Source organism: Sedimentitalea todarodis (assembly GCF_032595355.1).
Classification (GTDB): domain Bacteria; phylum Pseudomonadota; class Alphaproteobacteria; order Rhodobacterales; family Rhodobacteraceae; genus Sedimentitalea; species Sedimentitalea todarodis.
This window is the reverse complement of sequence record NZ_JASMWN010000058.1, coordinates 1-5,820: the sequence shown is the minus strand read 5'-3', so window position 1 is coordinate 5,820 and position 5,820 is coordinate 1. Positions and strand designations below refer to the sequence as shown.

The window sequence follows — 5,820 nt, the reverse complement described above, 5'->3', positions numbered from 1 at the left end:
CGGCCGCGATGACCGGTGAGATCAAGTGTCCGGTCAGCGGGTCTTTGACTGGCTCGAGCTTGGGTGGGACGCGTGGGGCATTTTTCGCCTCGGGCTTCTCGGCCCTGCGCCACGCCCCCAAGGCGCAAAGCCGCTGCCACGGTTGAATGTCTCCAGCGATGGAACAAGAGCCTCAATGGCAAGGGCGCTCATCAGATCTTGAAAGCACGACCAACATCACCATATGATGACCATAATGATGCGAGGATACTATGAGGACGACAGTCAACCTGGATGATGCTCTCTTTGAAAAGGCGTCGGTGCTTACTGGCGTTTCAGAGAGAGGCATGCTTCTAAAGGAAGCATTGAAAGCACTGATTGAACGCGAGAGTTCGAAGAGACTGGCTCTACTCGGTGGCTCAGAACCCAAATTGGAGGCTCCGCCCAGACGACGTTCCGAATGATCCTGATCGACACTTCTGTTTGGATCGATCACCTGAGAGATGGAAATGCGATTCTGACACGTCTTCTCAATGAAGGCCATGTTCTCTGCCACCCGCTCGTGGTCGCGGAAATTGCCCTTGGGTCATTGAAGTCAAGGGAGCAAGTCCTCGGCTTGTTAGACGACCTACGAAGTGTGCCAATCGCATCCACCGAAGAGGTCCGTACGTTGATCACCACTCGCAAGCTTTTTGCTCGAGGCGTTGGCTACGTGGACGTCAGCCTCATCGCGTCCTGCCTCCTGCTTCCTGGAAGTATGCTGTGGACCAGCGACAAAAGACTGAATGTCTTGGCGGATGAGCTAGATATCCGCTTTGTATCTGTTCAAAACTGACCGAAAAAAGGCGAAATCCTAAGAGTCGCCCTTCGGCGATTTAACATAACAACTCTTACCGGATCAAATACCAGCCCCCGACCACGCCCGTGAAGTTCCAATTGGCCGTCATCTACAAGCGTCTCGAAATGCTGCTTGAGCGTATTCCAGTTGAAACCTGTGAGCTTGACCGCATCCCCCATGGTCAGGCGCCCTTGTCGCCGTGCTTTTCGATGGGGACACGGAACAGCGACTGAAAGCGCTTGCGGTCACCCAGTAGCCCCGGGTTCACCCAGTCAATCAGCGTCCAGATATCCTGCAATGAATTTTCCAGGGGCGTCCCCGTCAGCGCCAGCCGTCCTTTGGCAGGAATATCGCGCAGCGTCCTGGACATTTGCGAGGCCGGGTTCTTGAGCGTTTGTGCCTCGTCAAGAATGACCAGCGGCCAGACTTGCGCTGCCAGCCAATCGCGATCACGCGTCAGCAAGGGATAGGTGGTTACCACCAAATCGGCCTGGGCTGCCTCGTCGCGCAAAGCCGCACGGTTGGGGCCGTGCAGAACCACGAGTCTCAGATCAGGCGTGAACTGCGCCGCCTGCATCTGCCAACCGTGCAGCAGACTGGTGGGAACGATCAAGAGCGCCGGAGCGGGCGCTCCGGCTTCGCGTCTCGCCTGCAAGAGCGTGAGCGTCTGCACCGTCTTGCCAAGCCCCATGTCATCAGCCAGCACACCGCCAAACCCGGCTTCTAGCAGGCTGCCCATCCAGGCCGCACCATAGGCCTGATAGTCGCGCAACTGCGCGTTCAAGCTTTTGGGTTGTTCAAAACTGGAAGCCTCGGCCAGTGCCTGAAGGCTGCGCGCCAGTGGCAGAATACCGGCGTTGTCCGCAAAACGGATGGCACTGCCGGCCAGTGCTTCTTCAGCCAACCTTGCGGCAGTGGCATCAGATGGATGCAGCGCACCGAGCTCGGCATGATGGGTCAGGAACAGGTGCAGCAGGGGCACAAGGGGGCTGAGATCCAGCGCCACGTATCCCTGCTTGCCCCGATCCAGATAGACCGGCCGGTCGGCCAGATGTTGCGCGAGCGTTTCGACACACGGCACCTCTTCCCAATCCTCACGGAACTGCTCCAAAAAGGCCGCCACCAGCGGCGCCACATCCACCGACTTGCCGCCGATTTCAGCCTGAAATCCCAGCGAGAACCAGTCATTGCCCTGAAACGGCTCGCCCGCCTCGGTCCGTGTCGCGACCGTCAGCGAAGCCGCCTCCTCGCTCAGGCGGTAGGGCCATTTCCGCGTCTCGATAACCTGCCACCCCTGACGGCGCAGCTCGGGCACTGTGCGAAAGGCGAAATCCAGCACACCGCGCCGGTCCGAGACTTCCAGCGTGTGTAAGTTCACCTCGCCAACGGCAAGGACAAAATCACACTCCATCATACGTTCGCCCGGCCAATGGGTTTCCAACTCCTCCACCGGCAATGCCCCCGCCTCCATCAGCAACGTGGCGCAGGCGGTTTGCTGATCTCGAGAGAAGGATGATAGCCAACATTCCACTTCAGAAGTCAGGGTTGAGAAGTATCGGAAAGACGATTCCTTTCCAAAACCTGTCACCGCCAATGCTCATCATGCCCCTGTTTTACGGAACGACCACATGTTAATGAACCTACAATATTGGTTTGGTCTGAGAGCGCCGCTGGCGAAATTCAAGAGGAGAACATCCCATCCTCGCCTTAAAAAATCGCGTGAAATCGCCGGGATGGGCATATCCCAATTCATAGGCAATTTCAGTGATGCTAATGGAGTGGAGGGCTAGTAGAGTGAGCGCAAGATCTAGCCTAACGTCTGCCAGCAGTTGCGTGTGGCTTGTCCCCAAATTGGCCAGTTGCCGCCGGTAGCTCCGTGTGCTGAACCCAAAGGCTTTAGCGACGCGTTCGGACAGTCGGTCACTCGTTGACGACATCACAAACTTGGAAAGGCAAGAAGCAATCGTTTGAAAGGTGGTATCAGACATCGGTTCAGTCAGATGGCCCCCCGAAGGATTTTCTGCAGCCTCAAGAACAAACTTCGCTGAAGCCACGTCGACGATGCTGAAAGCGATCCCGAACCGATCCCTGTTCCGACTGATCGGGAGATTGCAGAATTCTTCGGGCAACTTGTCCGGTCGCCGTGCATCCGGCAGGCAAAGGGCAACTGGAGTCACGTTCTGACCAAGGATACGGCGCGCGCCCTGCAACATGATACTGAGATTATATTGCACAACGGACCAATTGTCTGACCAATCGGTCGCGGAGGTCGTTCTCAACACCCAAAGCCGATTGCCCCGAGTTTCACACATGTATCTCGGGCCCGTAATGAACCTGTTAAAGGTCGCTGACATGATTTGCAGCGCCTCTTGTCCGGTGACCCCTGTGGGAAGCGGAACACCGACGACCGCGTGCGTTTCGCGCTTTTCAGTGATGTCTATGTCGAGACTGTCGAACAGGAAAGTCGGATCACCAACCTCCTTGTGAATTGAATTTAGAAAGCTCTCGACTGCATTAAGCGGCACAAAACCAGTTGGGTCTTCGATAGTACTTGCTGGAAGTCCCGCGCGCTCGGCAAATAGCTCAAGTTTAAACTTGGACATTGGCACTGCCCCAAGCACGGGCTTGATGGCTTGTGCGACGACTACGTTGAGCTTACCCATACACCCCCGGCTTCCAGACAATATGACCTCGTGCCCACTCGGGACGCCAAACAGGTCGTCCTCTGTCCGGAAATGCTAAGCGAAAACCTAGCATAGATGATAGTCTTGGTCACTTGACTAGTGGGAACAGAGGAACTCCGCATGAGAATGGCTAGCGTATTCAATAAGATAAGCCAATCGGCATCAACCGCGCTGTTGTGTGGTGGGCTCGTACTGTCCGCTGCTTCAACTTCGGCGCAAGAAGAAAATCAGCCAAATATTCTGGTTATTTGGGGCGATGACATCGGATTGTGGAATGTCAGTGCCTACAGTCAGGGGATGATGGGCTATGAAACTCCCAACATTGACCGAATTGCCAGCGAGGGCATGTTGTTTACCCATGGCTATGGTGAGCAATCCTGCACCGCAGGTCGTGCATCATTTGTCACAGGGCAATCAGGGTTTCGCACCGGGCTACTGAAGGTTGGTCTGCCGGGTGCCAAAGAAGGCATGAGTGTTAAAGATCCCACCATCGCTGAGTATTTGAAGTCCAAGGGATATATGACGGGTCAATATGGGAAAAATCATCTTGGCGACCTGGATGAAATGCTCCCAACCAACCACGGTTTTGACGAATTCTTCGGAAACCTCTACCACCTGAATGCAGAAGAAGAGCCAGAGAATGTTGACTACCCAAAAAACCCGGAGTTTCGCGAGAAGTTCGGCCCTCGAGGGGTGATCCGATCCAGCGCTGATGGCAGTATTGAGGACACTGGACCGCTCACCAAGAAACGCATGGAGACTATCGACGAAGAGGTTACTGCCGGGGCACTTGATTTCATCGATCGCGCCGTGGAACAGGATAAGCCGTTTTACCTGTGGTACAATTCAACACGGATGCACATCAACACACATCTGAAACCCGAAAGTCAGGGTGTGACTGGTCTGGGCGTCTATCCTGATGGGATGGTCGAACATGACGGCATGGTCGGCGAATTGCTTGATAAGCTGGACGATTTGGGTATCGCCGATAACACCGTTGTCATGTACTCCACCGACAATGGCGCTGAGGTATTCACTTGGCCGGACGGCGGCACCACACCGTTCAAGGGTGAAAAGAACGACAACTGGGAAGGCGGATATCGCGTTCCGATGATGATCAAATGGCCGGGCGTCATCGAGCCGGGCCGCAAGTCCAACCAGATCATCAGCCACCTCGACTGGTTCCCTACATTCATGTCCGCTCTTGGCGATCCCGATATGAAGGAAAAGATGCTGGAAGGGCCGCAGTTTGGTGAGGAAAACACCAAGGTTCACCTGGATGGCTATGACTTCATGCCATATTTCCGGGGTGAGACAGAAGAGGGACCGCGCAAGGAGTTTCTTTATTTTTCGGATGGCGGCGATCTGCTGAACCTTCGCTATGGTCGCTGGAAGGTGGTGTTTGCCGAACAGCGCGCAGAAGGCTTTGACGTCTGGGAAGAACCGTTCACCTTTCTTCGTCTTCCAAAAATCATGGATCTCTACAGCGACCCATTTGAGCGGGCTCAGCATGAGGCCATGAACTATGGACAATGGCGTATCGACCGGACCTATTTGCTGGTTCCTGCACAGGCGTTTGTCGGGCAGTTTCTGGCATCTTTCAAAGACTATCCACCGCGCTCCAAGCCGGCCAGCTTCTCGATTGATCAGGTGCTTGAAAGCCTTCAGCGCAATCAGGGTGGCTGACGAATGCCTTGTTGCTAAGAATCCAGAGGGCGCCCCATCTGGGGCGCCTTTTTTGTTCCAGAGATCAGAAGCCATTTGCCGCGTACAGCTTTCACAACCACCCCGAAAAGGAAGACCTACGACCGGTCAATAAAGGCTCGTCACAATCGTCATAGGCTTCTTCGGTGGCGGCCTCCCGTTTTTTGACGCTGGTCAGGTCGGCAGCAAGCTTTTCTGTTCAGCAGACCTTGTTGTTTCCCGCAGTGAACGGCCGCATCGGGAGTGGGCAAAACTTGGGGGTCTACGCAGCGATTGTAGCACCTGAGACGCTCAAGCGCCCGTCGAGGGCGGCGGCTCTCGCAACGGCTACGTTGTGTGCACCTTCTGGCGACCATCGCATGCGTCTGCGCTTGCCCATGCGCGCATTTCCAATGTCATCGACGCAGCCTTCGGCCCGAGACGTTGAAATCGGCAAGGAGAAGGGCTATGCAGGCAACTATTCAAATCTCGAACGCCTATTGGGGGCGTGGCGAAGGGCCGAGAAGCCCGAGGCGAAAAATGCCCCACGCGTCCCACCCAAGCTCGAGCCAGTCAAAGACCCGCTGACCGGACACTTGATCTCACCGGTCATCGCGGCCGCGCTCTGCATCAAGC

6 protein-coding genes and 2 pseudogenes are annotated in these 5,820 nt (G+C 55.6%); 4 read left to right on the top strand and 4 right to left on the bottom strand.

Features of this window, described 5'->3' with window-relative positions; all coding sequences use genetic code 11:
* Positions 1-251: 251 nt before the first annotated feature.
* Entirely contained in the window at positions 252-443 is a 192-nt protein-coding gene (locus tag QO231_RS26245; RefSeq protein ID WP_394356728.1) for a type II toxin-antitoxin system VapB family antitoxin, read from the top strand.
* On the top strand, positions 440-814 hold the full coding sequence (locus QO231_RS25680; protein ID WP_316783039.1) for a type II toxin-antitoxin system VapC family toxin: 375 nt from the start codon (positions 440-442) through the stop codon (positions 812-814). Before QO231_RS26245 ends, QO231_RS25680 begins: the two co-directional genes overlap by 4 nt.
* Here QO231_RS25680 and QO231_RS26240 read toward each other — a convergent pair.
* The 3 genes from QO231_RS26240 to QO231_RS25670 form a co-directional block, all read right to left on the bottom strand.
* Positions 805-996 carry a hypothetical protein gene (locus QO231_RS26240; RefSeq protein WP_394356727.1) on the bottom strand — a complete coding sequence of 64 codons (192 nt, stop codon included), beginning with the start codon at positions 994-996 and terminating at the stop codon, positions 805-807. The two genes, QO231_RS25680 and QO231_RS26240, sit on opposite strands and share 10 nt — an antisense overlap.
* Before the next feature lie 2 nt (positions 997-998).
* The gene (locus QO231_RS25675; RefSeq protein WP_316783036.1) at positions 999-2,348 is read right to left on the bottom strand and encodes an SNF2-related protein; all 1,350 of its coding nucleotides are present in this window, start codon (positions 2,346-2,348) and stop codon (positions 999-1,001) included.
* A gap of 109 nt (positions 2,349-2,457) precedes the next feature.
* A complete protein-coding gene (locus tag QO231_RS25670; protein ID WP_316783034.1) occupies positions 2,458-3,480 on the bottom strand; it encodes an AraC family transcriptional regulator in 1,023 nt (340 codons plus the stop codon).
* A 147-nt stretch (positions 3,481-3,627) separates the two neighbouring features.
* Here QO231_RS25670 and QO231_RS25665 point away from each other — a divergent pair, with 147 nt between their 5' ends.
* Positions 3,628-5,187 carry an arylsulfatase gene (locus QO231_RS25665; RefSeq protein ID WP_316783030.1) on the top strand — a complete coding sequence of 520 codons (1,560 nt, stop codon included), beginning with the start codon at positions 3,628-3,630 and terminating at the stop codon, positions 5,185-5,187.
* Positions 5,188-5,467: 280 nt separating this feature from the next.
* Here QO231_RS25665 and QO231_RS25660 read toward each other — a convergent pair.
* Positions 5,468-5,641, bottom strand: a pseudogene (locus QO231_RS25660) (ISKra4 family transposase); the annotation flags it as partial.
* Here QO231_RS25660 and QO231_RS25655 point away from each other — a divergent pair.
* A pseudogene (locus QO231_RS25655) lies at positions 5,640-5,820 on the top strand (hypothetical protein); the annotation flags it as partial. The pseudogenes QO231_RS25660 and QO231_RS25655 overlap by 2 nt on opposite strands.

Bases quoted from the DNA above. Each gene is read 5' to 3' on its own strand.
- QO231_RS25665 (WP_316783030.1), top strand. From the start codon at position 3,628: ATGGCTAGCGTATTCAATAAGATAAGCCAATCGGCATCAACCGCGCTG.
- QO231_RS25670 (WP_316783034.1), bottom strand. From the start codon at position 3,480: ATGGGTAAGCTCAACGTAGTCGTCGCACAAGCCATCAAGCCCGTGCTT.
- QO231_RS25680 (WP_316783039.1), top strand. From the start codon at position 440: ATGATCCTGATCGACACTTCTGTTTGGATCGATCACCTGAGAGATGGA.
- QO231_RS26245 (WP_394356728.1), top strand. From the start codon at position 252: ATGAGGACGACAGTCAACCTGGATGATGCTCTCTTTGAAAAGGCGTCG.
- QO231_RS26240 (WP_394356727.1), bottom strand. From the start codon at position 996: ATGGGGGATGCGGTCAAGCTCACAGGTTTCAACTGGAATACGCTCAAG.